The sequence below is a fragment of the Nocardia sp. NPDC005825 genome (assembly GCF_040630175.1).
Taxonomy (GTDB): Bacteria; Actinomycetota; Actinomycetes; order Mycobacteriales; family Mycobacteriaceae; genus Nocardia.
The window spans coordinates 252,534-277,334 of sequence record NZ_JBEXXC010000003.1; the positions used below are offsets into that span (position 1 = coordinate 252,534).

Here is a 24,801-nt window from a genome sequence, read left to right on the forward strand (position 1 = left end):
GAACGTGGCGCTAGGGCGTCGATGGGTCGGCGTGGCAGGTGGTATCCGACTCCGGCAGTGTTCCGGCGTCGAAGTAGGTGTTGATGGCCTCGTTCACGCAGGCGCTCAACTTGGGCCGGAAGGTCATGTGAATGCGGACGTCCTGCAGCGTGACCATCCGCGACCCCGTCATGTCCTGGTGCAGCCGGAGTCCGTGGGCGTACGGGGTACGAGGGTCTCCGGTCGCCTGAACGATGAGCGCGGGCACCGAATTCCGAACAACGGTGGGCGCTTCCACCGGCCGTGGCCAGAACGCACAGGGCTCGACATTGCTCGCCAACGCGCCGAAGACCGGCTGCGTGACCCGGCTGTCCTCGATATTGCGCCAGTACGAGCCCAGATCAGTCATCGCACCCGCGTCCCCGCAGGCGATCTGGGCCAGCGTCGAGTTCTCCCCGTCGCGCAGCGCTGCCACGATGGCCGTGAGCCGAGGCGACCGAGACGTGGTCGGCGGCCCGCCCGCGGCGTCGGCGAGCTCCCGGACGGTCTCGGCCACAGCCGCATTGATCCGATAGTTCATCAGCGTCCCGTGCAGGATGAACGGCAGCCAATGATCGTCGACAGCGAAACCGTCCACCACGATCGGCTGCCGTGCCGCAGCCCGCACCAGCTCCTCGATTCCGGCCCGCACCTGCTGCGGTGTCGCACCCAACCGATACGTGTCATCCCGCGCGGCCGCCCACGTCGCCCAATCGTCCAATGCGATCTCGTCGGCCGGCCCCCAATCCTGGACCAGCCCTTCCCAATACCGATCCGGATCGATGGCACTGTCGAGCACGATCCGATCTGCCCGCTGCGGGAACATCTGCGTGTACACCGCGCCCAGATAGGTCCCGTAGGACGTCCCGTAATAGCTGATCTTCTCCTCGCCCAGCGCGCTCCGGACGATATCCATATCCCGCGCCGTATTGCGAGTAGTGAACTGCCGCAGCAACTCCGGATCACGCACCAGACACGAGGCAGCCATTCCCGCCGACTGCACGGTGTCGTGCGCGAACCCCAGCAGATCCACGCCCGCCGATCGGATCATCTCGCCCACCGGCCACCCGCACCGCCCAGTCCGCCCCGATCGCCCGACACCACGCGGATCCATTCCGATCAGGTCATAGGAGGCCAGCACCTCCGGGCTCAGCACATCACCGAGCAGATCCAGACTGTCCAACCCCTCCGCGCCGGGTCCGCCGGGATTGGACAGCAGCACCCCTCGCCGTCGTTCCGGATCACCTGCTCGCACCCGAGATATCGCCACTGTCGTCGTGCGCCCGTCGAGTTTCCCGTAATCCACCGGCACCACCACGTCCGCGCACTCCCCGCCGGCCGCATCCAACTCCGTCCCGCAAGCCCTCCAATCGATCGGCTGCCCCTGAAACCGCTCCAACCCCAGCGGTTGCGGCTCGCTTCCCGGCCCGGGCGCGGCGGAACTGTACACACCCACCGGCGCGATGACGGTCACCGATACGACAAGTGCGGTGATCGAACGCCGGAATAGTCGCACCAACAACAGAATTCGCCTCTCAACCACGCTCACACAGTCGGTCAAGTAAACCGCACGCCCGTGCGGGACAACCACCTACATATCAGAAGCCCAAGGCCTGCCGATCACTCGACACACCGCACCTTCCGCATCCCTCAATCTGGAAACGACGATGGGGCCGGACGTCATGATTCGAGCGGTTGGTTCCCGGTCAGGCCTGGTTGGCGGTGCCCGGTGATCGCCACCGCTCCTACTTCCCGATCGCAACGAATCATCTGCAGACGAAGGCGCCGACTCGATGACGACGCTCCAGCGAAGCAGCGGCTCCAGCGGCGGCAAGAACCGCACGATCATTGCGGCAGATCGCGCACAGAAGCTGCGGCAGATCGCGCACTTGTTCTGCGGCAAATCGCGCATTGCGTCTGCAATACTACTACGGTGACCTCGCCCTTCTCATCATCGCCGATTGGTCGGATCCTTCCCCGCCACGCCCATTCGGCAGTGCATGAAGCTCTTGCCGATACTCGTGTCGTCCTCGTCAACGGAGCTCGTCAATGCGGAAAGAGCACGCTGGTCTCCCGGATAGGCAGGGAGATCGGCGCGACCTGGCGCAGCCTCGACAAGCCCGAGACTCGGCAGGCGGCCGGCTATGACCCCACGCAGTTCGTGCTCGACGATTCCCTCTTGATCATCGACGAAGTGCAGCGAGTACCAGAGCTGTTGCTGGCGATCAAGGAGACCGTCGACGTCGATGGACGACCCGGCCGGTTCCTGCTGACCGGTTCGGCTCACGTCATGGCACTTCGGAGCGTTCCCGATGCCCTCCCTGGGCGCATGGAGACGATCGAACTCTGGCCGCTGTCCCAAGGCGAAATCGACGGCGCACCCGACAGATTCATCGATTGCGCCTTCGAGCGCGGACCCCAGCTACGGCACGATGGGACCGAGAATCGCGATGATTACATCGAACGGATCGCACGCGGCGGCTTCCCAGAAGCCGTTGCGCGAGAGGGTAAACGGCGTTCCCGATTCTTCTCCTCTTACGTCGCCGATCTGATCAACCGAGACGTCATGCAGCTGTCCGAGATCGAACGTTCCGCAGAGATGTTCACCCTAACCAACCTCGTCGCGGCCAGGTCCGGTCAACTTCTGGTGCCCGGCGCGCTCGGCAATGAACTCGGCCTGCCCAAGGACACCGTTGCCCGCTATCTCCGCCTCCTGGAAGAGGTTTTCCTGATCAAGCGAATCCCCGCTTGGTCCCGAAACCTGACCACCCGGGCCGTCGCGACCTCCAAGGTATTCATGGTCGATTCCGGAATCGCCACATACTTGTGCGGTGCCGACCCGCGCGCGCTGCGGGCCGTGAACGGCCCGCTCGGATCTCTTCTGGAGGGCTTCGTAGCCGCCGAACTCGCTCGTCAGCTCACCTGGTCCGACCAGGAGGCCCGGATGTTCCACTACCGCACCCGCGACAACGTCGAGGTCGACATCATCCTCGAGAACAACCGACGCGAGGTAATCGCCATCGAGGTGAAAGCCGCCGCCACCGTCAAGGGAGAAGATTTCCGCGGCCTCCGCCACCTCGCAGAACGCCTTGGCGACGACCTCCTCGCCGGATACGTGCTCTACACCGGCACCGAAACCCTCCCCTTCGGACCGAAATTCCGCGCCCTGCCGGTCAGTGCCCTATGGAACGCACGCCCATGACCGCCTCGAACGGTTCGTGCGCTGCTACGAAACAGCAGAGCCGCAGGCTATTGACCTGCGGCTCTGCTGTTCGGTGGACCTGACGGACCAGCATACGAACCGCGCGGTGCTGGTGGACGGGCCGGACATCCTGGCCAGAGCGGCAGGGACCCGGGCGGTCTCAGCTGGCGGTGTCCGATGATCGCGGCCACTCCACCTGCTCCGCGGCAACGAATCAACCTGCGGAGCAAACGGCCGACCGATCAACAGCGCTGCGCCAGAGCGACTGTTTCAGTGTCGGCAAGAAGCGCACAGCCATAGCGGCAGATCGCGCACATAATGCGCGGCAAAGCGCGCACATATTGTGCAATACGAGCAACCGCGCGACCATGATCCCGAAGGTCGCCTTCGTGGACTCCGGCATCGCAGCGAATCTCGTTGGAGCCGACGTGCGAAACATGCTGCGCCCCGACGGCCGATTCGGCCCACTGCTCAAGGGTTTCGTACTGATGGAACTCACGCGCCAAGCGCACCTGGTCCACCGAAGACGTCCAGATGTACCACTACCGCACCCAAGACGGTGTCGAAGTCGACGCCGTACTCGAGAACCGTCGCGGCGAAGTAGTCGGCATCGAAGTCAAACCCGCCTCCACCGTGGAACCGGACGACTTCCGCCGCCTCCACCACCTCGCCGAACGCCTCGGCGACGACTTCCTCGCCGGCATAGTCCTCCACACAGGCCAGCAAACGCTGCCCTTCGGACCGAAGATGCTCGCAATGCACGTCAGCGCCCTGTGGGAAGTCCCGAACCCCGAGAACTGAACCCGATCGGCGCTCGACCATCAATCGATACCGGGCAAGGACACGGGGTCGGAAAGGTTTGAGTGTGATGAGCCACAAACGATGGTCCTGCGAGGTCAACGGATCATTTGTCGGAGCTGGTACGCCAGTTGAGTGACCATCGCTGCCTTCTCTCGCGGTCACGAACGATCCAATCGCGGCCCTCGGTTGCCACGGCCTCGAGTATCCGCAGCGCGGTGTCGAAGCCCGACGCAAACGCAGTTGAGGCGGTGGCAAAGTCGCTCTCGCCGTACTGGTGATTGCCAGTCACCCGAGATTTCTCCCGGACCTCGGCGATGCACTCGCCGTTAAGCAAGGTCAGTTGGAAAACTCGGTCACTTCGTTCAGCGATCGCAGGACGACCGTCGGGCAGAAATGCACGCACACCCTTCTCAACCACTGATACTGAGGCCACCGCATCGTAGGTGAACATCTGGCGGTGCTCGTTCCGCGCATCCCCGCTGAGGAAATCCAAATATGTTCGGGCGGTACGCATCCCGTACTGGGTCAACAGGAAGACGTAGACGATGTAGGCCTCGTATCGCGGCGGCCCGTCACTGACCCTACCTCTTCGCGCAAAGGGAGCTCGTTCGGTCAGCACTACGTATGTCACCAGGTCACGCTCGCGGAGATCCGCCCGCTGAAGTGCGTCGTCGCGGAGAAATGCCTTGTCCAGGGCGAGCCAGCGCGCCATCTCCGCGTCTGTCGGACGATCATCGAGCATCCGACAGCACCGCCAGTGTTCGGCCTGCTCTTCGGCAAGCAAGACGGCGGCATCGTGATCAAGTAGTACCTGCGCGGGGGCAAGAGCAGCGATGCGTGCAATACCCCGAATCCCCCACCAGCTACCGACCCCTAGGAGGAAGGGCAAGAACTGGCCGGAGAAAAGAAGTGCTGCCAGCCCGACCCCCCACACCATGAGACCGACGGTCCGGAGAGTTGTTGCCTGAGACGTTTTGGGCAGTGCCGCCGGTGGGTAGTAGTGCTGGCGGACGAATCGCGCAGCATGCCACAGGACCAGCCATTTCATCTCGCCGGGGTAGACCTGGGGATCGAAATACTGTTGATGGAGCCGTCGTTTGAGATATTCACGATGGCCTGCGGAAAATTCCCACAGCGCACCGATATCCCCACCGCGGAAGCACTGATCGACCAGACTGTCGAACTTCGTTTCCTGCGGGTGCCAGTAGGGCAACGGCCAGTACGTCGCCCGAAGGGTTTCGTTGTGGCGCACAGCAGTCTGGGTGAGGATGGCGTATCGCAGCGCCAACAATCCACCGGCCAGGATCAATCCCAATCCGACTACCGCACCGACGGCTATCCCAGCCACCGGAACACAAGCGATCGCCAATATCAGTGCTGCAGAGCCGATTACAGCATCGCGCCACTCTGTGGCAGCAGCCTGGATCGGCGGCGTCGACCAGATAATCGGAGGTCGCGGATTGGCCTCGAAGAACTTCCACGCCCGTCCGACGCGGTCATTGCTCATTCTCGCCTCGGCGACCTGATACCTGCGCTTACCGGCAATCCGTTCTTGTACAGCGCCGCTGAGGATCTGGCCCAGGTGCTGATCGATCTCGTTCTGCCGCCTCTCATCCAGCTCGCTGAATTGCTTCAGCGCGGTGGCGAGGTCTCGAGCGACGGTTTCCTCGTAGTGCTCGCTGTGCGCGTATCGAAGCAGGATGTCGATGACCTCGAGCGCCTCGCGCCACTGGTCTCTCGCATGCTGCTCGGCGATTCGCATGGCGTGGTGGATCTCATCCGAGAGTGACGCCGTGATCTCGATGAATGAACGACCGCTCAGCACGGATAGTACAAACAAGTAAGCACGCTCGGTCGTGAGGTGCCCTTCCTTGAACAGCGCGCGAAGGACTTCTTCGGCCTGGCGAGGGTTCCCACCGTCGAGGTGAGCCTGTGCCACTTCTTGCTTACGTTCGGGGGGATCGCCCGCCATGGTCGTGTAGTACGACACTCCATGCAGAACATCACCGATATGCACGCCTGTCTGGTGCCCGACATGCGCCTGACCGCTCGCGCTGACGCGACTTTCCACCCGTATGTCGGACGGACCCGCATTCACCGCAGCCCCCAGTTGAACCGCACACCGGTTTGCTCGCCGACTCTCGCGTGGCCCTTTGCGACGACTGTGCTGTTGACCGTCGGCATGGTCGGGGGTGGCGGGCTGGAGTTCTCCTCTGTCGAGCCAGGTTTCGGTGTTCGCGAAGCCGCCAACGCAATCGCGAATGCAGCGGCGTTGCGCGCAGCGAGGGCCTGACCGCCCGCACGGTCGGCTTCGGCCTTCCTCCCGTCGGCATGATCGCTGATGCCGCGGATAACCACTGCAGGCACCTGATCACCGAGGGCGGCCGCATGCACGAAGCCCGAACCTTCCATCTCCACAGCTATGGCATCGTTGTAGGAAGCATGGATTCGGCGAGCCAGCTCCGATTTCGTGGAGTTCAGCAACACGTCCCCGACCGCGATTGGTTCGAACCTCACCGCTGGAGTGACGGCGGGAGCGCCCTCGGTCAGCAAACTGCGCCATCTGTCCCTCTGGACCAGACGGCGAGCAGCCTGGTCGACCCGGTGCGACAGCTCCCAGGCGCGTGGCCGGACCAGGAATCCGTCGTCTTCGCTACGCCCGCCCTGATGGGAATAGACCTTCGTCGCGACAACCACGTCACCGATGGCCAAGTCTTTCCGCAAGCCGCCCGCGATACCGACGAACATCATGAGGTCAGGATCGAATGCTGCCCGTGCCCGTTCGGTGAGCGTGGCGGCCGTCGTGGTTCCCGCGCCGGTGACGCCCACCGCCACACGATGCTCGGGGTAGCCGGCGATCGTGCCCACATCGAACAAGGTGCCTTTGTCGTGCTCATGCACACGGATGTCGACTAGGTGTTCCAACACTGCATCCTGCTCGATTCCCAGAGCAGTAAGAATCACGAACATCGTTTCTCCCCAACGATTTTGGGCCACAATCTCAGCCTGGCCCCCGCCCAGAACGGTAGCTGCTGACGGTGTTTACGTCAATATGACGTATAGTTTCCTTGCGAGAGGAGACGGGCATGGCAGAACGCAATTGGCGGGCAACCGAGGCGGCCATCGCCGTGGACCTTGCGGTGCTCACGGTGCGGGACAACACTCTGCAAATACTTCTCGTGGAGCGTGGAACCGAACCCTGGGAAGGATCCCTCGCCCTGCCCGGCGGGTTCCTCGACGACCCCCAGGAGGATCTGGATGCGGCAGCGGAGCGTGAGCTAACCGAAGAGACCGGCATCGACCTCGGGCGCGCCCATCTGGAACAGCTGCGCACCTATGGCTCGCCCGATCGGGACCCACGCCGTCGCGTGGTTACTGTCTGCTATCTAGCGTTTGTTCCGGATCTTCCAGCACCCGAAGCCGGAGGGGACGCGCGTACAGCGGCGTGGACGCCCGTCGGGTCGATACTGGATGGAAGCACGGAACTGGCTTTCGACCACACATTGATCGTGGCCGACGCGGTGGAACGAGCTCGAAGCAAGCTTGAATACACAACACTCGCCACCCGATTCTGCCCACCGGATTTCACTGTCGCCGAACTACGCCGGGTGTATGAGATCGTCTGGGATGAAGCTCTCGATCAGCGAAACTTCCACCGCAAGGTCACCGGAACCGACGGCATTCTGATTCCCACCGGCCGCCGGACCACTCGACACGGCGGCCGCCCCGCTGCGCTGTATCGCAGCGGCCCCGTCACCACCCTGCATCCGGCCATATTGCGCACCACCCAATCGAATTCGAACGAGTCGACCCGGATGTCCCAGCGATACTGACACCGCAAACAGAAGAGCCGCAAGCGTTCGCTTGCGGCTCTTCGTTGAGTGGAGCTAAGGGGATTCGAACCCCTGACCCCCTCACTGCCAGTGAGGTGCGCTACCAGCTGCGCCATAGCCCCTTGCGGTTGTCACTAGAAATACCCGGCGACTGGACGAAGGTACACCATGGGGGTTGGGGGTGTGCAAATCGCCTGGTAAAGGTGGGTCTTTCGGGGGAAGGGGTGGGTTAGATTGCTCGGATGACGGGGCATTCGGTGTTGCGGGCGATGGCTGCGGTGGTTGCTGTAGGGGTGGTGCTGGGTGGCGGGGGTGTCGCTAGGGCGGATGCCGGGGTGGGGAGTCGGCCGTTGGGGTGTGTGCCGGCTATCGGTACGTTGCAGGTGATTCCGCCGTTGCCGGGGGTGTTTCTGCCGTTGCCGAGTATTCGGGGGGTGGCGGAGTTCGATGATCTGCCTGCTGCGCCCGAGGGTGTGAGTTTCCCGTCGCGGGTCGAGTTGCGGGATGGGACACAGGGTTTCAACGGCTTCGCGGAGGTTGTGCTGCGGGACGGGTCGTTGTACTCGCGGCCTCGGGAGTCGGGGGGCGCGTGGCGGAAGGTGCCGACACCCGGGTGTCTGGACGGGCGGGTGGTCGCGGTGTCGGTGGACGGGAACATGCTCGTGGCCGCGGATCGGAACGGGTGGATCTACTCGATGGACAATCTGCTGTCGGGGCCGATGATGTGGAATTGGACGTACTCGTACGGCGGGCCGATCTGGTTGTGGCCGGGTGAGCAGGTGCCGGGGACCGGGGACGGGCCGATCGCGTCGAGCCGGTGGGCGATCAGTCATCGGATGTCGAAGAGTTTCGAGGATGCGAAGGGGTATGGGCATCCGACCACGGCGGGGCTGGTCGAGTTGGTTGCCTTGTCGCAGGACGGGTCTCGGATCACGTACCAGGATCCGTGGCTGCCGGCGTATCTGAGCTATGAGATCGGCGGGCCGATGGGCGGGCGGTTCGTGTCCGAGTCGCTGTCGGTGTCCGGATCGGTGACGTTCGTGATGAACCGGTACGGGGACATGTTCACGCGTAAGTACGACCTGGATATGGCGGGGTCCAATCACATTCCGGGGCGGTACACCTGGCAGGACCAGGGGCCGCTGCCGTCGGCGCCGGATCAGCTGACCGAGCGGTTCAACCCGGCGTACGCGGCCATCTCGCTGCCCGCCGAGGACTGGCAGCCCCAACCCAAGATTCCGGGCGAGATCACCTCGCGCATCTCCATTCACGTCACCGGTGACGCGGCGGAGAATCGTGAGCTGCGGGTCGAAGGCAGGCAGGGCGGCCTGCCGGGCGGCTGGAACCTGCGCTTCGACGACTTCGACTGGGCGCAGACCAAACACCCGGCCACGCTGACCTCACCGACCGGCCGCGACTACCCCGTCCAGCTGTACACCACCGACGGCCTGCGACTGCTACCGCGCGCCGCCGGACTGGACGACAATCCCCGCGAACTCGAAGGCGCCCTCGATGTCCGCGAAGCCGACCCGGCCGGGAACCCGGAACTGGCGGGCTTCGTGAACGGGCCCCTCACGGGGAAGCCAGTTTTCGAGGTGACGGTGCAGGCCACCCGATCCCAGCTCACCGTCGCCCCGCTCGGCGCAACACTGAACCGGGGCTGACCATGCCGGCTAGTTGGGGACCATCGCCCCGGGGTGGTAGGTGACCGCGGGATTCCACAGGAAGAACCCGTTGTACCCCGCCGCGTAGGTGGCGTCGATCTGCGCCTTCACCTGCTCGTCCCCGTAGGAGACGCCGAGGCTGAAATCCTGCAGCCATGGAATCACCTGCGCGCTGGTCCCAACCGTGCGCGCGCGGAAGTCCTGCAGGGACCGGAACACGATGTCGTACGGCTGCGAGTTCGGGCTCGCGACATCGTATTCCCCCGCGTGCCAGTGCGACGGGTACAGCATGGGCGCCAGGAAATCCGAGTAGCGCGCCATCGCTGGAATGTCCTGGGCGATCTCGTCGGGCCGGGTGGCGGCGATACCGAACACGGCGGCGCTCAACGACGCACCGGCCTGGTGGATCGGCTCCCGGCAGTCGCGCAGGAAGTTGGCGATCGAGTCCGACGGGGATTCGGTGAGCCCCGGGAACTGCATACCGCCGAGCCCGCCGTCGGGGCGGCGGATGTAGTCGTACATGACACCGTCGAAGCCGAGCTTCGCCGCTTCGACGGCGAGATCACGGTTGTAGGACCGGATTTCGGGGCTGGCGAAGTTGGTGAACGCGATGGCGCCGTAACCGCTGGAGTACGGCTGGCCGCCCGCGTTCTGGATCACCCAGTCGGGATGGCCGTTGCGCCAGGCCCACACGGCCACGGTCGGATCGCGGAAGGCGACGATGCGGCCGATCACCTTCAACCCCATGTCGTGCAGCTGCTTCAGCGCGGCCGGGGCGTCGTAAATCGTGGTGGTGGCGCCGGATTCGCGGGCCAGCGGCACCTGCGAGTCGTAGCCGATCATGCCGTCCTCGTCCTTGATGTCGAGCTGGACGGTGTCGATGCGGCCCTGGCGGGCGAGATCCAGCACCGCCTCCCGCATCGGGTCGTAGGCCCACGCGTAGGCGGTGACGTGGACGGCGCGGATGCGCGGCAGCGTCACCTCCACCTTCACCGGGCTGACGACGGTATCCCCCGCCGCACCGGTCGCCACCACCGTGGCGTCGACCGGACCGTGCGGCAGCCGGATCTCGAAGGAGCCGTCCGGGGCGGGACGCACCGACTGGTCGCCGATGGCGACCTGTTTCGCGCCGAACGCCTTGCCGCGCACCAGCACCGGGTCCCGATAGGAGGTGGCGGCGGGGGTCGGGGCGAGTTCCAGGGTGGGCGGTTGGACGGCGGCCGAGGGGCGGCTGCGGCCGAAGACGAACACCACCGCGGCGAGCACCAGGCACAGCACCGCGCCGATCGCGAGCAGGGCGGACCGCCGACGGCGGATCGACCGGAGTCGCATGAGCAACCTAGACACCAACTTCCACAGACGGCTGTTGGGCATCACTATCTCGCCTGTATGCGAACAACGTCCGATTTTCGCCGAGATCACGTCAAAACCGTTGTCGCCGCGTAGCGTTGCGGCGATGAAGGCGTCGACCATGCTGCGAATGGTCACGGCGGCGCTGCTGTGCGCGACCGCCACCGCGTGCGGAGGATCCACCGCTCCGAGCCCGGCGGCCGCGCCCGCCCCGCCCCCGGCAGCGGCCAGGCCACCGGATCCGGCCGCGGTCGCCGCCAATGAGCTGGGCCAGATCCCCATCCTCATGTACCACCGCGTCGAAGCCGCGCCCGCCGGCGAATACGACCAGACCCCGGCGAAATTCACCGCCGAACTCGAGCGGCTCCATGCCGAGGGCTACCGCCCGATCACCATCACCGAGTACCTGTCCGGCGTCATCGACCTACCCGCGGGCACCCACCCGGTGGTCCTCACCTTCGACGACTCCACCGGCAGCCAGCTGACCCTCACCCCGGCCGGCGACCCGACCCCCGACTGCGCCGTCGGCCTGCTCGAGCAATTCCATTCCCGCCACCCGGATTTCGCGGCCACCGCCACCTTCTACATCAATAACGAACCCTTCGGCGAGGACGCCCGCGCCCTGCCCTGGCTGGTCCGCCACGGCTACGACATCGGCGCACATACCGCCACCCACGCCAATCTGGGCCAGCTGCCACCCGCCGACGTGCAACGCGAACTGGTCCAGAACATCCGCGCCATCACCACCGCCGCACCCGGCACCACCATCCGGTCCATGGCCCTGCCGCTCGGCGTCTATCCCGCCGACCACGGCCTGGCCCGCGCGGGCAGCTGGGACGGGACGCCCTACCGGTTCGGCGGCGTCCTACTGGTCGGCTCCAACCCGGCCGCCTCGCCCTTCACCGCCGCGCTGGACCCGGCGGGCATCCCCCGAATCCGCTCCGGCCGCAGCCCCGTCGCGTTCGACTCCGGCTACTGGCTCGACTGGCTGGCGGCCAACCCGGCCGAGCGCTACACCTCTGACGGCGACACCACACACGTCTCGTTCCCCCGCGCGGCCGTCGCGGAACTGGCCGTGAGCTGGAACTCGACCGCGCAACCGTACTGACCGCAAGGTCAGCAGCCCAGGCAACCCGGTTCGGCACCGGCGCGGCCGAATCTGTGTCACGGTGGATGCCGTGTTCGGCGAGCGTGTGGCGATGATGCGGTGGCGGCCCGGCTCCGGCCGTCTGGTCACCATCATGGCGGTCTGCTTCGGGCTCACCGTCGTGATCACCCGGCTGTACCTGATGGCCGCCGGCTATCCCAAGATCGGCGGCAGCACCTACCACATCGCGCATGCGCTGTTCGGTGGATTGCTACTGGTCATCGCCTGTCTGGTGATGTTCCTGTTCGCCGGTCGCGGCTCCCTGACCACCGCGGCGGCGCTGTCCGGGGTGGGGCTGGGCCTGTTCATCGACGAGGTCGGGAAGTTCATCACCTCCGACAACGACTACTTCTTCCCGCTCGCCGCGCCCATCATCTATCTGGCCTTCCTGCTGATCGTGCTGGTCGCCCGGTACGCCGCCCGCAGCCGCGTCCGTCCGCCCGCCCTGCTGCTGGCCGATGTCGTCGAACAGGTCGGTATGGATGTGGGCACGCAGATCAGCGTCGAACAGCGCAATGCCCTGCTGCACAGCCTCGACCGCGTGGACCGCGGCGGCTTCACCCCCGACACCGTCGCCCTCTGTGACGCGCTCGGCGACTATCTGCGCACCACCCACGAGGCCGCCCGACCCTCCCGTTTCGGGCGATTGCGGCGGGCGTATCGGCGGGCCGAGGACGCGGTGCTCCCACAGCGGGTGATGGCGGCGGTACTGATCACCGTTCTCATCGGTCATGCCGTCTGGACGCTGTTGCGGTTGGTGCTGGCCGTCATCGTGCTGGCGGGATGGCATTCCCCCTCCCCCGCCCTCGATCACTTCCTCGACGTCACCCAGAATCACGGCTGGAAGGCCTTGGCGGGCTTGGGCATCGCCGCGGTCGCGGAACTGCTGGTCGGTATCGGCTGCGCGGTGGCGGCGGCGCAGTGGATGCGCGGCCGAGTGGATATCGGTGTCCGACTGGGCATTTGGTCCAACATTCTGTCGCTCACCGTGGTGAACGTGCTGGCCAGCTATTTCAGCCAATTCCTGACCGTATTCACCGCCATCGCGGAAGCCCTGCTGCTTTGGCTCCTGATCCGGTATCGCGCGCGATACTGTTCGGTGTGAGCGTGATTCGGCACAGCCCTGCCCCGGCGAGGTCGAGCGGACGGGTTCCGCGCAACGCCGAATTGCTACTGTGCGCGGCGGCGCTGGCGCTGACCGGGTTCGCGTATCTGGCCATGACCTCCACCACCGGCAGCGGGTTCGACGGGCAGAGCATCCGGGCGCTGGTCGTCTTCACCGTATTCGTGTTGGTCACGCATCTGGCGGTGCGGCGGTGGGCGCCCGCGGCCGATCCGGTGTTACTGCCGTGCGTGGTGTTGCTCAACGGGATCGGGCTGGTTCTCATCGACCGGCTCGACCGGGCGGAGGCGGCGCAGGCCGCGCACGCGGGCAAGCCGGTCCCCTCCTCGGATTCGGCGCATCAGCTGATCTGGACCGGGTTGGGCATGGCATTGTTCGTGCTGGTGCTGGCCCTGGTGCCCGATCACACCAAACCCGCCCGGTACGGCTACACCTGCGGGCTGGCCGGGGTGGTCCTGCTGCTCATCCCCGCGCTGCTGCCGTCCCGATTCAGCGAGGTCAACGGCGGCAAGAGCTGGATTCTGATCAGCGGCTTCTCGATTCAGCCCGGTGAGTTCGCCAAGGTGCTGTTGATCATCTTCATCGCCGCGTTCCTGGTCGCCAACCGGGACCTGTTCACCACGGCGGGAAAACGCCTCCTGGGCATGACCTTCCCGCGCCTGCGCGATCTGGCCCCGCTGCTGCTCGTCACCTTCGTCGCGGTGCTGGTGCTGGTGTACGAGAAGAACCTCGGCTTCTCGCTGCTGGTGTTCGGGACCGTGCTGGCCATGATGTACATCGCCACGGGGCGGGCGTCATGGCTGCTGATCGGGCTGGCCATGTTCTCGGTCGGCGCGATCATCGCCTACGGGCTGTTCGCGCACGTGCGGGTGCGCGTCCAGGTGTGGCAGGACCCGCTGGCCACGTATTACACGACCGGCTACCAGATCTCGCAGGGCCTGTTCGGGATGGGCACCGGCGGACTGATCGGCACCGGCATGGGCAATGGCCGGCCGCAGGACGTGCCGTTCGCCAAGACCGACTTCATCATCTCCACCATCGGCGAGGAACTCGGACTGGTCGGGCTGGCCGGGGTGCTGGCGCTGTTCCTGATCCTGTGCGTGCGCGGTTTCAGCGCCGCCCTCACCACCCGCGACGCGTTCGGCAAACTGCTGGGCGGCGGGCTGGCGTTCTCCATCGGCTGGCAGCTGTTCGTGGTGGTCGGCGGAGTCACCAAACTGATTCCGCTGACCGGTCTGACCACGCCGTTCATGTCCTACGGCGGTTCCTCGCTGCTGGCCAACTACATCATCCTGGCGCTGCTCATCCGGATCTCCGGCGACGCCCGCTCGGCCCCGCCGCCGCCCGCCCGCCCCACCGCGCCGGTGCCGCCGATCGCCGAGGACCTGACCGCCCACGTGTCCCGCCGCCTGCTGCCCCGTCGCCGCTGAACCGGAGGCCGTCGATCCGATTGCGCTGCCGCACAACCCGAACCGGATGCATGCTGGACCGGTGACTTCCTCCAGCACCGGCCGGACCGCCCTCGACAATGTGCGCGTCTTCGATGGCCGCGGCCTCACCGCACCGACCACGATCGTCATCGACGGCGCGATCATCGGCGCCGACGACACCGGTGCCGAGCGCATCGACGCGGCGGGCGCGGTCCTGCTGCCCGGCCTCATCGACGCCCACGTCCACATTCGCGACCACGACACCCCCGGGCTGCTCGCCGCGCACGGCGTCACCACCGGCCTGGACATGGCGTGCGAGCCCGAGGTGGTCGCCGACCTCCGGAACACCGTCGGCACCACCGATATTCGCAGCGCGGGCCGCGCCATCGTCGGACCCGACGGCATGCACGGCAAGTTCCTCGGCGAACCCGCCATCATCCGCGGCGCGGAGCAGGCCGAACCGGCTGTCGCCCAGCGTCACTCGACCGGCTCCGACTACATCAAGCTGGTATTGGAGGCCCCCGGCGAGGGCGGCCCGGACGCCGCCTCCGCCAAGGCCGTCGTGGCCGAGGCCCATGCGCGCGGCCTGTTCGTGATCGCCCACGCGGCCACCCCCGGCGCGTACACGATGGCGCTGGACGCGGGCGCGGACGTCATCACCCATGTCCCCGCCGGCAATCCGCTCCCGGCGGCCACCATCGAGCGGATCGCCGCCGAGGGCACGATCGTCGTCCCGACCCTCACCATGATGGAAGGGATGGCCGCGGTCCGGGGCTTCCCCGACGCGTTCGGCGCCTGCCTGGCCTCGGTCGCCGCCATGCATGCCGCGGGCATCCCGATCCTCGCGGGCACCGACGCCAACGCCAATCCCGGCGTCCCCATGAATCCCGCGTTCGGGGCGAGCCTGCACCACGAACTCGCGCTGCTGGTCGCGGCCGGGCTCTCCCCCGCCGAGGCCCTGCACGCCGCGACGGCCGGGCCCGCCGAACGGTTCGGTCTCGCGGATCGCGGGGCGGTCGCCCCGGGGCTGCGCGCCGATCTCGTTCTGCTCGATGGGGATCCACTCACCGACATCACCGCGACGACGCGCATCCGCCGGATCTGGTCCGCCGGAACCCCGGTCCCCCGGTAGGTTTCAGTCCGGGCCGGGCAGCCGATCGGTCACCAGGCGGGTCAGCGGGCTCAGGGTCAGGCAGATCGTGAGCCAGCACGCGCCCATCAGCCATCCCGCCAGCACGTCCGTCGGCCAGTGCACGCCCAGGTAGAGACGCGACAAACCGACCGCGAGCACGAACAGGGTGGCGAGCGCGGCCAGCACGAGCCTGGCGACCGGTCGGAGCCAGGGCAGTGCGACGACCACCAGGATTCCGATCACCACCGTCGAGCCGAGGGCGTGGCCGGAGGGGTAGGAGTGGTTCGTCTCGGTGACCAGGTGGTCGACCACCGGCGGGCGGTCGCGCCCGATCAGGAGTTTGCCGAAGAAGACGATCAGGCCCGCCCCGGCCGCGGTCACGGCGACCAGCACCGCCCGGTCCCAATACCTGCGCCAGGCCAGGAACAGACAGGCCAGCGTCGAGTAGACCGCGACCGACGTGGTGTCGCCGGCCGCGCTGATCGCCTTCGCGACCGTGGTCCAGGCGTCGGTGCGGTGGTCGATGAACCACCGCAACCAGGTCGCATCGGGACCGGCGGGCCCGTGGGACCAGACCACCACGCAGGTGAGGGCGATGATGATCGCCGCCAGCACGGACGCGATGAACACACCGGTGAGCGTGTAGTCGGCCGGTGGTGACGTCGGCGCTGTCTCCTTCGGCGCGGGCGGTGTGGACGGCATGTCATCGAGGTTGCCATGTCTTCGCTGAGAGAAGCTCGAGAGCCGGGTGCGGGTGGTGAGCCCGGGCCTTCTCTCGCGGATCCCTGGCGGAGGAGCCGAAACGGTCGCATACTCGAAGTTGTAAGCATTGGCTGATTACTCATTGGCCAACCCGCCTTCGAATGAAGGGCGCCGACATGAACGAAATTTCGATCGAGACCCCCTACCGGTCCGGCGTCTCCCGGACAGCTATCGAAAACGCCCTGGTCGCGGCGGGATACAACCTCGACGAACTGCGACTCACCGATCTCACGCTGGTGGAGGACTTCCACACCATGGGCCGGATCGCCACGGGCGCGCTGGTGGAGCTGGCGGGACTCACCCCGGAATCACGGGTGCTGGATGCCGGCAGCGGGATCGGCGGAACCGCGCGATTCATCGCCGACAGCCGGGGATGCGGAGTCACCACCGTGGACCTGACCGAGGACTACTGCGAGACGGCGCGATGGCTCAACAAGCTCGTCGGACTGGATGATCGGATCACGGTGCGGCAGGGCGACGTCACCGATCTGCCGTTCGCGGACAACAGCTTCGATGCGATGTTCAGCCAGCACGTGCAGATGAACATCGCCGACAAGGACGGCCTCTACCGCGAGGCGTATCGGGTGCTGGATACCGGTGGCCTGCTGGCCATCTGGGATATCACCACGGCATCCGTGGGTGAGCCCGAGTTCCCGCTCCCGTGGGCGGACCGGTCGGACCAGAGCCATCTGGTGACCGCCGACGATCTGCGCGCGGCCGTCGAGCGATCGGGCCTGACGGTGGAACAGTGGGAGGACCTCACCGAGCAGGCGACCGCCGTCATGCGGATGGTGCTGGCGAATCCGCCGAATCCCGTTGGCCTGCAATCCTTCGTCGCGAACTTCCCAGCCAAGATCGAGCACTTGACCGAGGCACTCGAGGACGGGCGCTTGCGGGCGATCCGTGGGATCGCCCGCAAGCCCTGATCAGCTCGACCAGTCCGGCTCGGTCTCGACGAGCCCGGTTCGGCTCAGCGCAGTGTGACCGTGGTCGGCAGGGTGGCGAAGCCGCGGTTGTTGGAGGCGTGGATACGCTTGCTGCCCGCGGTGTCCACCTCGAAATCGGCGACGCGGGAAGAGATTTCCTGCAGGGCCGTGCGCAGCTCCAGCAGCGCCAGGTTGGAGCCCAGGCAGTGGTGGCGGCCGCTGCCGAAGACCAGCGAGGCGGCGGTGTCGCGGTCCAGATCGAAGGCGTCCGGGTCGGCGAAGACCTCCGGGTCGCGATTGGCGGCGCCGGTGAGCAGCAGCACGCGGGCGTCGGCGGGGATGGTGACGCCGTGCAGTTCGACCGCCTCGGTGGTGGTGCGCAGCTGGGTCTGGGTGGCCGGATCCCAGCGCATGGCCTCGGCGATCCAGTCGTCGATGCGCCCGTCGAGGGCGGCGCGGCGGGCCTCCGGGTGCAGGGCGGCGGCGTTCCAGGCATTGCCGAAGGTCAGCATGCTGGTCTCGATACCCGCGCCGACCAGCAGGATCAGCACGCCCACGATCTCCTCGGGGGTGAGCCGGTCGTCGCCCTCGGCGGCGTCGAGCAGGCCGGAGAGCAGGTCCTCCTGGCGGGACTTGCTGCGCTCGATGGTCAGCTCGGTGTAGTAGCCGACCAGCGCGCCGATCGCCTGCATGGCCTCGGGCCGCAGGTCGGTGGACTCCTCCTCGGTGTACATGATCTCCATGCCGAGCTTGCGCAGCATCTCCCGATCGCCCTCCGGCACGCCCACCAGCTCGGAGATCACCTCGGTCGGGAACGGCCCGGCGAACTCCGCCATCAGGTCGAAGCTGCCGCGCGCGAGCAGCGGTTCCAGCATCGAGACCGCGATCTCGCGCAGCCGCGGCCCCAGCGCCTGCACCCGGTGCGCGGTGAAGGCCCGCGTCACCAGGCCGCGCAGCCGGGTGTGCTTGGGGGGGTCCATGGCGACGAAGGAGAAGAAGCGCTCGGCCTGCGGACCCCAGAACGCGGGCTCCATGCGCAGGCCGTTCTTGCTGGAGAAACGGTCCGAATCGCGGAGGGCGGCGAGCACGTCCGCGTGGCGCGACAGGGCCCAGAAATCGTCGGTCTCGTTCCGGTAGACCGGGGCCTCACTGCGCAACCTGGCATAGTAAGGGTACGGATCGGAATGGACTTCGAAATCGAACGGGCTGTATCGCAACTGCATGACGAACCTTCCGGCGATATCGCGGCGCGGGCGCGGGACCGCCGCTACCGATCCGCAACTGGAGCTGACCTAGTCAGACAGTAGCCGAAAAGGATTGGGAGCGTTGTGAACTCGGATTCAGCGGCGGAGCGCGTCGACACCACCAAACCACACCCGGCCCGCCGGTACGACTACTGGCTGGGTGGTAAGGACAATTTCCCCGCGGATCGCGAGTCCGCCGACGCGGTCGCCGAAGCCTTTCCGACGGTCCAGCTGGCCGCGGTCGAGAACCGGAATTTCCTGCGACGCGCCGTCGCCTATCTGACCGGTGAGGCCGGCATCCGCCAGTTCCTCGATATCGGCACCGGCCTGCCCACCGCGGGCAATGTGCACGAGATCGCCCAGGGCATCGCCCCCGAATCCCGCATCGTCTACGTCGACAACGACCCCATCGTGCTGGTGCACGCCCGGCACCTGCTCGACAGCTCCCCCGAGGGCCGGACGGCCTACCTGGACGCGGACCTACGCGACCCGAAACACATCCTCGACCACCCGGACCTACGCGCGACCATCGACCTGAGCCGGCCGGTCGCGCTCATGGTGGTGGCCGTCGCGCATTTCATGACCGACGACCAGCGCCCCTACGAGCTGGTCCGCACGCTCACCGACGCCCTGGCGCCGGGCAGCTACCTGGTCATGTCCCACGCCACCAACGACTACCTCGACGAGCACGATCTGGAGCGCTCCGCCGAGGCCAACACCCGCAGCGGCGTGCCGTTCCAACTCCGCTCGAGCGCCGAGATCGCACAGTTCTTCGACGGCTTCACCCTCGTCCCGCCCGGGATCACCGCGGTCACGCTGTGGCGACCGGAGGAGTATCGGCCGCATCCGCGACCCGAGGCGGTGTCCGTGCTCGGCGCGGTGGCTCGCATTCCCTGACCGGTCCGCGCCGAGCCGGAGGGTCACAGCCTGCCGACATCCTTGAGCACCCGCCGGGCCTGCGCGAAGAGCATGCCCACATTGACCGATTTGCGGCACACCACGACCACGACCACGTCTTCGCGGCTCTCGGTCCGCACGAACAGGTGGGTGAGGTTTTCACTGTTGACCAGGATCTCCTGGAAGTAGTGGCGCTCCAGGCGGATGCCGCGGCGCTCCTTCCAGATGTTCTCGATCATCACCACATTGCGGCCCTGGAACAGCTCCAGGGTGGCCGCGGCCAGGAGATCGAGCACTTCGGTGGGGTGGTTGTCGACGGTCTCCACGGCCAGCAACATGCCGGTCGACATATCGATGGCGCCCGCGGCGATGCAGTCGGGCACATCCGATCGCAGCACCTTGACCAGCGTCGCGACTCGATCCGTCATGCTGCCGGGTGCGCCGGCTCCGCTCGGATTGTTCATTGCGTCCTCTCTGATTTCCTTGGGGTGAGGCTTCGTTGGCCGCCGCGCAGCATGGGCTGGGGCGGACTGGGCGGGAGCGCGTCATTGATGCCGCTGGCCCCGCGCCGGCGGCGCGGCAGCAGGGTGCGGCCGGTCATGCCGTGCACGGGCGCCGGATCCAGCGGGGTCGGATCGGCTTCCACCGGTGCGATGACGAGCAGGTCGTCGTCGAGCATCCGGACCGCCTCGACGGTGACCGCGTACAGGCTGCGGCACAACAACTTCGCGATATCGCGGCAGCTGCGGCGGCCGTTGGACCACAGCAGGATCTCGCGGCGATGGCCGCTGCCCGGACCGCTGAGCAACACCCGGCCGCGTTCGGTGAGCTGCAGGTGATTGCGATGCGGGGAGATGCGGCCGTGGGCGAGCGCGCCCAGCCGCCGTTCGGTCTCCAGCAGGAGCCACCCGGGTTCGAAGCCGGGCGCCGTCGGCGCGGCGTCCTCGAATGTGCCGGGCGCGTCGGCGGATTCGGGGTGCGGGTCCGACTGCCAGAAGCAGTTGCCGATCCAGCCGGAGGTGATGGCGAAGCAGCCGTCCACCGCGGCCATCATGGTCACCACCCGCAGATCGGCCTCCCCGCTGGAGGTACGCCCGGGGCGCGCGAGCAGTTCGCGCACCCCGGGCGCGCCGGGCGAGTCCACCATCACCACCAACCCGTGGACGACATGGAGATCGCCGCCCGGCTCCCCGGTCACCCGCAGTACCCCGGTCCGCGTGGTGGCCGCGGCCTCTGCCAGTTCCCGGATCAGTTCGCGGGCCGATTCGCGGTCCAACGCCGGTAGGCGCCCGGGTCCGGCGACAGGTCCCGTAGTCATGCGCGAACTCCTGGGAAATAGGCAGGACGACATGGCACGAATGTGCGGCCGAGAGCGGCCGACAGCGAAACGCGCACGCCTGGTTGATATTTCGACGGCGAATCGCACCGACTCCGCTCACCGCGTGTGGGATATCGTGACAGCCCAGCAGTTTTGGAGCAATGGATTCCTGCGAATCGAGTACTTAAGTCCCTTCGCGGCTATCGAATTCGCTGGGCGGGATACCAGCATCACCAGCGCAAGCGATCCGCTACATGCGCGCCACCGGGTCAAGGATTATTGACAGAGGCGGCGCGGAGTCACAATTGTTCCCGACGGAATAATATTGCGGCACAATATGAACCGCCCGGTCGAATTGATTTGTCCGATTTCGAATCGGCGCGATTATCGAGGCGTCACCGATCGTGCGCGACGACGCATTCGGCCAAGGCGAGTAGATCCGCGGCGGGACGTCCTCCCAGCATGTCCGCGGCGGCGCGCATATGGCGCAGGGATTCCGCTTGCGCCCAGGCCTTTCCGCCCGCTCGCGCGATGAGATCCGCGGCGTGCGCCGCCGATTCCCGATCCAAGGCGGTGTCCGAGGCGTAGAGCTCGGCGAACTCGCGGCCCGCCGGCGTCGGCGACTCGAGGGCCGCCACCACGGGTAAGGAATGCTTGCGCCGCATCAGATCATGACCGATCGGTCGGCTCGGATTGCCGGGCTCACCCCAGATCCCGCGCAGGTCGTCACACAGCTGACAAGCGATGCCCAGCTCCCGGCCGAACCGATCCATGGCCGCCACCACCTCCGAAGGCGCGCCCGCGCACAACGCGCCCATGGCGCACGCGCACCCCAGCAGGGCCGCCCGCTGGTGACGCAGCGTCTCCAGGCACTCCTCGAGCGACCCGGCCGGAGCGGATTCCTGGGCCCGGTCGTGATGCCGGCCCAGGCAGAGTTCGATGACCACGTCCGCCAGCCGCGCGATGCTGTCCAGCGTCGCGGTCGCCGGGGCGTCGGCCAGGGTCCAGATGGCCAGGCTGTGCAGGGCATCCCCGACCAGCACCGCGTCGTCCACACCCCATAACCGCCACACCGTGGGACGCCCCCGGCGCACGGTGCCGCCCGCCACGATGTCGTCGTGGATGACCGTGAAGTTGTGCACCATCTCGACCGCGGCCGCGGCGTGCACGGCGGCGGCGGGCTTCGCGTCCAGGGCCGCGGCGGCCGCCAGCACCAGCGCCGGGCGCAGTCCCCGGCCCGACTCCCCCTCGGTCACCACACCGTTCGCGTCGCACCAGCCCACGTGGTACTCGGCCATCAGGCGCAGTTCACTGGGCAGGGTGTCGAAGGCGGTCCGCAGCAGCGGCCGGGTGAGGCGTTGGGCCCGCCGCAGCAGGTACGGGGCTCGCTCATCGGGCCCGATTCCGCTGTCCCGCGCGCCTTTCCGGTGGGAGAAGACGGGACCGGCCGCTGTCGACGAACTCATGGCAACCTCCAGTGAACTGCTGCGGAATCGTGGTCGCCGGACCCGGCACCGACCGGGTCGGCGCCGACCCGATGGGCGCCGAGGCCCGCGAGATGTGGGTGCCGACCGGCTCAGCGACGAGCCGCCGGGACGGCGTGCACGCTGACGAACGGCCCCGGGCGGCCGAGGGTCGGCCTGGGCTGCGACGCGCGCAGCGCTGCCTCGGAGTAGCGTCCGGTCCTGATGTGCCAGTGCAGGTTTCCGGCCATGTGATCACGCAGCCGATCGACGTGGGTCAGCAGCGCGGACCGAACCTCCTCCGACAGTTGATGATCGGCCATGAAGCCCGGAAGCTGATCGCGGACGACGAGTTCGAACTGCCGCAGCCGCTCGTTGGCCAGATCCACCACGATCGCCGACGCGCGTTCCCGTGAACAGCCGAGGAACGACTGCGTCAGATACACCAGATTGTGCAGTTCGTGGTCATATTCGATTTCCCGCTGATACGAGTACAGATCATTGACCAGACCGGCATAGTCCTGCGCCGAATGTTGCAGCTGCCGGACGATACTGGAGTCCGCGAGTTCCGCGACCGCCGGATCCGAGACAACTCCGGGCGAATGGAGAGCATCCAGCGCCCCGAACAAGGGACCACCGGAGGTGATCCGCCGCAATTCGAGATAGTCGACCGGGTCCGGCAAACGGTTCCGGGTCTCGTTCTCCAGCACGGTGATCCAGCCTTCGACGAGGTCGATCAGCGCCGCACGCAATCGATTCCGGCCGGTGTCGTCGCACACCTCCGACGTCTGCCGCCACAGCGCGGCCAGACCGAACTCGAGCGGACTGGACGGCGTCGGCGCGCTCTCGCTCAGCTGAAGGGGTAAGCGCCGCAGTTGATCCCGGCCCGAGACCGGATCGGCCCGGAACACCCGGGTCCCCAGATCATCGGCGTAGGTGCCCCAGGTGCACCAGCGCGAGCGCAATTTCAGGGTCTCCGCGTCGGCCTCGGGGTCGGCCATGGCCAGGAGCGCCGGAAAGTCCGTGTCCGCCAACGATTCCGCCGTCCAGCCCACCCGCGGATCCAGCAGACCCACCGACGCCGCCCACTCCGGGATATCGGCGCGGGCCAGCTCCACGTGTGGATTCACCCCCACGACGTAGGGCATCTCCAGCCCCTCGACCGGCAGCGGACCCGCGACCCGGGGCGGCGGCACCTGCTGATTCAGCTGCACCCGCAGGCCCGGCCGCAGCCGTGCGGCGGCGGTGCCCAGGCCGGTCGGCCCGCGATCGACGCCGCTGTTCATGTAGCGACTCGATCGCAGATGCCATTCGTGCCCACCGGATTGCCAGTCCTGCAGTCCCAGCGTGTAGCGCGCCACCGCGAGCTGCTCCTCGGGAGTGGCCGCGCGTTCGGTGAACAGCTGTGGCACCTCGACGAGCGCGGTGTGCTCGAACTGCTTGAGGCGTGAGGTGAGCACGTCATTGGTGAGCTCGGCGGCCGCCTGGGTGGGTAAGCCCAGGAACCGTTCCAGCACCAGCACCATGTTCGCGTTCTCACCTTCGACCCGCACCTCGCGTTCGTAGGAGAACAGATCATTGCGCAGATGCACTGCGTCGGAGAAGGTTTCGCACAGCACCCGCAGCGGGCGCTCCTCGGCGAAGCGGTCGGGCACCTCGGCGCCGCAGGCGAATTCCACCAGCGCGGCCGACCAGGGCGCGCCGCCCACCCGGCGGCGCATCTCGATGTACTCGACCGGATTGGCGACCCGATCGCGGGCGATATTGTCCAATTCCCAGAGGGATTCGACCATGAGGTTGTGGGTTGAGCGTCGCATGCGCCGCCGCCAGTCCTCCGACATGGCGGGCACGGTGCGGGCCCAGCAGTCGGCCAGCCCGGCCTCGGAGGCGTTCTCCGGTTCCGGTGCGGGACAACCTGGTTCGGCCATGAACTCTTCCAGGCGGGCCAGGTAGCGGGTGGCCTCGACACGGTTGCCTGTGCGCTTGTAGGCGTCGAGGAACCAGTCGTCGAAGTAGAAGACCCAGATGTACCACTCGGTCAGCAGGGCCAAAGTCTCGGCGTCGCAATCGGGATGGGTGTAGGCGCACAGCAGCGCGTACCCCATGCGCTCCAATTTCTCGGCGTCCCAGATGGGTTTGCCGTCGACCCCGGGCTCGCCGAGCATGCCCAGGCGCTCGGCCCACGCGGCGGCGTGGACGCGGGCGTAGTCGTGATGGGGATTGAGCCGGGCGGGGTGCGGAGAATAGAAATCGGGCAGGGTGAAGGGCTTCAATGCGGGGCCCTCTCGCTGGGCTGATCAATGAGGACATGCCGGTGAGCACTGCTTTTGGGGAAATATCGCTACTCGGGGAAAAGCCGAACGGGACCGCGTCGGAACTGCACTGCGAAGACGTGACTCTTACTGCGACAACGTGATCAGTGTCACAACCATGGTAAAGGCCCGTAGCCGTCTCGCCAACACCTCGCAATCTTCTCCGACCGACCGGTACC

22 protein-coding genes and 1 tRNA gene are annotated in these 24,801 nt (G+C 66.8%); 11 read left to right on the forward strand and 12 right to left on the reverse strand.

Annotation, left to right across the window (positions count from 1 at the left end; translation table 11 throughout):
• Positions 1-10 precede the first annotated feature (10 nt).
• Entirely contained in the window at positions 11-1,336 is a 1,326-nt protein-coding gene (locus ABZ382_RS09965) for an alpha/beta hydrolase (protein ID WP_357086407.1), read from the reverse strand.
• A gap of 615 nt (positions 1,337-1,951) precedes the next feature.
• Between ABZ382_RS09965 and ABZ382_RS09970 the strand changes: the two genes are divergently transcribed.
• Positions 1,952-3,220, forward strand: a complete 1,269-nt coding sequence (locus ABZ382_RS09970) for an ATP-binding protein (RefSeq protein WP_357086409.1) — start codon at positions 1,952-1,954, stop codon at positions 3,218-3,220.
• Positions 3,221-3,462: 242 nt separating this feature from the next.
• On the opposite strand, the gene ABZ382_RS09975 is transcribed toward ABZ382_RS09970, so the two are convergent.
• Positions 3,463-3,741, reverse strand: coding sequence for a hypothetical protein (locus ABZ382_RS09975; protein WP_357086411.1), 279 nt, complete (start codon positions 3,739-3,741; stop codon positions 3,463-3,465).
• 13 nt (positions 3,742-3,754) lie between these two features.
• Here ABZ382_RS09975 and ABZ382_RS09980 point away from each other — a divergent pair, with 13 nt between their 5' ends.
• Positions 3,755-4,021 carry a DUF4143 domain-containing protein gene (locus tag ABZ382_RS09980; protein ID WP_357086413.1) on the forward strand — a complete coding sequence of 89 codons (267 nt, stop codon included), beginning with the start codon at positions 3,755-3,757 and terminating at the stop codon, positions 4,019-4,021.
• A gap of 103 nt (positions 4,022-4,124) precedes the next feature.
• On the opposite strand, the gene ABZ382_RS09985 is transcribed toward ABZ382_RS09980, so the two are convergent.
• Both ABZ382_RS09985 and ABZ382_RS09990 read right to left on the reverse strand, forming a co-directional pair.
• Positions 4,125-6,038 (reverse strand): hypothetical protein, encoded by a 1,914-nt coding sequence (locus ABZ382_RS09985; RefSeq protein WP_357086415.1) that lies wholly within the window; start codon positions 6,036-6,038, stop codon positions 4,125-4,127.
• A 77-nt stretch (positions 6,039-6,115) separates the two neighbouring features.
• Complete coding sequence (locus tag ABZ382_RS09990; RefSeq protein ID WP_357086417.1) at positions 6,116-6,991, reverse strand: 5'-methylthioadenosine/S-adenosylhomocysteine nucleosidase; 876 nt, start codon at positions 6,989-6,991, stop codon at positions 6,116-6,118.
• A 116-nt stretch (positions 6,992-7,107) separates the two neighbouring features.
• Here ABZ382_RS09990 and ABZ382_RS09995 point away from each other — a divergent pair, with 116 nt between their 5' ends.
• Positions 7,108-7,854: an NUDIX domain-containing protein gene (locus tag ABZ382_RS09995; protein ID WP_357086419.1), complete on the forward strand. Its 747-nt coding sequence runs from the start codon at positions 7,108-7,110 to the stop codon at positions 7,852-7,854.
• A 49-nt stretch (positions 7,855-7,903) separates the two neighbouring features.
• Here ABZ382_RS09995 and ABZ382_RS10000 read toward each other — a convergent pair.
• Positions 7,904-7,976 (reverse strand) — tRNA-Ala (locus ABZ382_RS10000).
• A gap of 312 nt (positions 7,977-8,288) precedes the next feature.
• Here ABZ382_RS10000 and ABZ382_RS10005 point away from each other — a divergent pair.
• Positions 8,289-9,518, forward strand: coding sequence for a hypothetical protein (locus ABZ382_RS10005; RefSeq protein WP_357086421.1), 1,230 nt, complete (start codon positions 8,289-8,291; stop codon positions 9,516-9,518).
• Positions 9,519-9,527: 9 nt separating this feature from the next.
• Here the strand turns inward: ABZ382_RS10005 and ABZ382_RS10010 are convergent, their stop codons facing one another.
• Positions 9,528-10,850: a putative glycoside hydrolase gene (locus ABZ382_RS10010; protein ID WP_357086423.1), complete on the reverse strand. Its 1,323-nt coding sequence runs from the start codon at positions 10,848-10,850 to the stop codon at positions 9,528-9,530.
• 124 nt (positions 10,851-10,974) lie between these two features.
• Here ABZ382_RS10010 and ABZ382_RS10015 point away from each other — a divergent pair, with 124 nt between their 5' ends.
• The 4 genes from ABZ382_RS10015 (at position 10,975) to ABZ382_RS10030 (ending at position 15,700) form a co-directional block, all read left to right on the forward strand.
• A complete protein-coding gene (locus tag ABZ382_RS10015; RefSeq protein WP_357086425.1) occupies positions 10,975-11,976 on the forward strand; it encodes a polysaccharide deacetylase family protein in 1,002 nt (333 codons plus the stop codon).
• Positions 11,977-12,046: 70 nt separating this feature from the next.
• Positions 12,047-13,120: a hypothetical protein gene (locus tag ABZ382_RS10020; protein ID WP_357086427.1), complete on the forward strand. Its 1,074-nt coding sequence runs from the start codon at positions 12,047-12,049 to the stop codon at positions 13,118-13,120.
• Between the two features lie 2 nt (positions 13,121-13,122).
• Positions 13,123-14,568, forward strand: a complete 1,446-nt coding sequence (locus ABZ382_RS10025; RefSeq protein WP_357087320.1) for an FtsW/RodA/SpoVE family cell cycle protein — start codon at positions 13,123-13,125, stop codon at positions 14,566-14,568.
• Between the two features lie 61 nt (positions 14,569-14,629).
• Complete coding sequence (locus ABZ382_RS10030) at positions 14,630-15,700, forward strand: amidohydrolase family protein (RefSeq protein WP_357086429.1); 1,071 nt, start codon at positions 14,630-14,632, stop codon at positions 15,698-15,700.
• A 3-nt stretch (positions 15,701-15,703) separates the two neighbouring features.
• Here the strand turns inward: ABZ382_RS10030 and ABZ382_RS10035 are convergent, their stop codons facing one another.
• On the reverse strand, positions 15,704-16,402 hold the full coding sequence (locus tag ABZ382_RS10035) for a phosphatase PAP2 family protein (RefSeq protein ID WP_357086431.1): 699 nt from the start codon (positions 16,400-16,402) through the stop codon (positions 15,704-15,706).
• 176 nt (positions 16,403-16,578) lie between these two features.
• Between ABZ382_RS10035 and ABZ382_RS10040 the strand changes: the two genes are divergently transcribed.
• Entirely contained in the window at positions 16,579-17,388 is an 810-nt protein-coding gene (locus ABZ382_RS10040) for a class I SAM-dependent methyltransferase (RefSeq protein ID WP_357086433.1), read from the forward strand.
• A 44-nt stretch (positions 17,389-17,432) separates the two neighbouring features.
• On the opposite strand, the gene ABZ382_RS10045 is transcribed toward ABZ382_RS10040, so the two are convergent.
• Positions 17,433-18,545, reverse strand: a complete 1,113-nt coding sequence (locus tag ABZ382_RS10045) for a cytochrome P450 (RefSeq protein ID WP_357086435.1) — start codon at positions 18,543-18,545, stop codon at positions 17,433-17,435.
• Between the two features lie 171 nt (positions 18,546-18,716).
• Here ABZ382_RS10045 and ABZ382_RS10050 point away from each other — a divergent pair, with 171 nt between their 5' ends.
• Entirely contained in the window at positions 18,717-19,529 is an 813-nt protein-coding gene (locus ABZ382_RS10050; protein ID WP_357086436.1) for an SAM-dependent methyltransferase, read from the forward strand.
• 23 nt (positions 19,530-19,552) lie between these two features.
• On the opposite strand, the gene ABZ382_RS10055 is transcribed toward ABZ382_RS10050, so the two are convergent.
• A complete protein-coding gene (locus tag ABZ382_RS10055) occupies positions 19,553-19,993 on the reverse strand; it encodes a hypothetical protein (RefSeq protein WP_357086438.1) in 441 nt (146 codons plus the stop codon).
• Positions 19,990-20,847: a hypothetical protein gene (locus tag ABZ382_RS10060; protein WP_357086440.1), complete on the reverse strand. Its 858-nt coding sequence runs from the start codon at positions 20,845-20,847 to the stop codon at positions 19,990-19,992. The genes ABZ382_RS10055 and ABZ382_RS10060 overlap by 4 nt, the downstream gene beginning before the upstream one ends.
• Between ABZ382_RS10060 and ABZ382_RS10065 the strand changes: the two genes are divergently transcribed.
• Positions 20,846-21,130, forward strand: coding sequence for a hypothetical protein (locus ABZ382_RS10065; RefSeq protein WP_357086442.1), 285 nt, complete (start codon positions 20,846-20,848; stop codon positions 21,128-21,130). The two genes, ABZ382_RS10060 and ABZ382_RS10065, sit on opposite strands and share 2 nt — an antisense overlap.
• Before the next feature lie 112 nt (positions 21,131-21,242).
• On the opposite strand, the gene ABZ382_RS10070 is transcribed toward ABZ382_RS10065, so the two are convergent.
• Together ABZ382_RS10070 and ABZ382_RS10075 are read right to left on the reverse strand one after the other, a co-directional pair.
• Positions 21,243-22,313 (reverse strand): polyprenyl synthetase family protein, encoded by a 1,071-nt coding sequence (locus tag ABZ382_RS10070; protein WP_357086444.1) that lies wholly within the window; start codon positions 22,311-22,313, stop codon positions 21,243-21,245.
• 110 nt (positions 22,314-22,423) lie between these two features.
• On the reverse strand, positions 22,424-24,583 hold the full coding sequence (locus ABZ382_RS10075; RefSeq protein ID WP_357086446.1) for a germacradienol/geosmin synthase: 2,160 nt from the start codon (positions 24,581-24,583) through the stop codon (positions 22,424-22,426).
• Between the last annotated feature and the right edge of the window lie 218 nt (positions 24,584-24,801).

Excerpts from the sequence above, each read along its gene's own strand:
- ABZ382_RS09980 (WP_357086413.1), top strand. The coding sequence starts at position 3,755 with ATGTACCACTACCGCACCCAAGACGGTGTCGAAGTCGACGCCGTACTC.
- ABZ382_RS09990 (WP_357086417.1), bottom strand. The coding sequence starts at position 6,991 with ATGTTCGTGATTCTTACTGCTCTGGGAATCGAGCAGGATGCAGTGTTG.
- ABZ382_RS09995 (WP_357086419.1), top strand. The coding sequence starts at position 7,108 with ATGGCAGAACGCAATTGGCGGGCAACCGAGGCGGCCATCGCCGTGGAC.
- ABZ382_RS10010 (WP_357086423.1), bottom strand. The coding sequence starts at position 10,850 with ATGCGACTCCGGTCGATCCGCCGTCGGCGGTCCGCCCTGCTCGCGATC.
- ABZ382_RS10015 (WP_357086425.1), top strand. The coding sequence starts at position 10,975 with ATGAAGGCGTCGACCATGCTGCGAATGGTCACGGCGGCGCTGCTGTGC.
- ABZ382_RS10035 (WP_357086431.1), bottom strand. The coding sequence starts at position 16,402 with ATGCCGTCCACACCGCCCGCGCCGAAGGAGACAGCGCCGACGTCACCA.
- ABZ382_RS10040 (WP_357086433.1), top strand. The coding sequence starts at position 16,579 with ATGAACGAAATTTCGATCGAGACCCCCTACCGGTCCGGCGTCTCCCGG.
- ABZ382_RS10055 (WP_357086438.1), bottom strand. The coding sequence starts at position 19,993 with ATGAACAATCCGAGCGGAGCCGGCGCACCCGGCAGCATGACGGATCGA.
- ABZ382_RS10065 (WP_357086442.1), top strand. The coding sequence starts at position 20,846 with ATGCGCGAACTCCTGGGAAATAGGCAGGACGACATGGCACGAATGTGC.
- ABZ382_RS10060 (WP_357086440.1), bottom strand. The coding sequence starts at position 20,847 with ATGACTACGGGACCTGTCGCCGGACCCGGGCGCCTACCGGCGTTGGAC.
- ABZ382_RS10070 (WP_357086444.1), bottom strand. The coding sequence starts at position 22,313 with ATGAGTTCGTCGACAGCGGCCGGTCCCGTCTTCTCCCACCGGAAAGGC.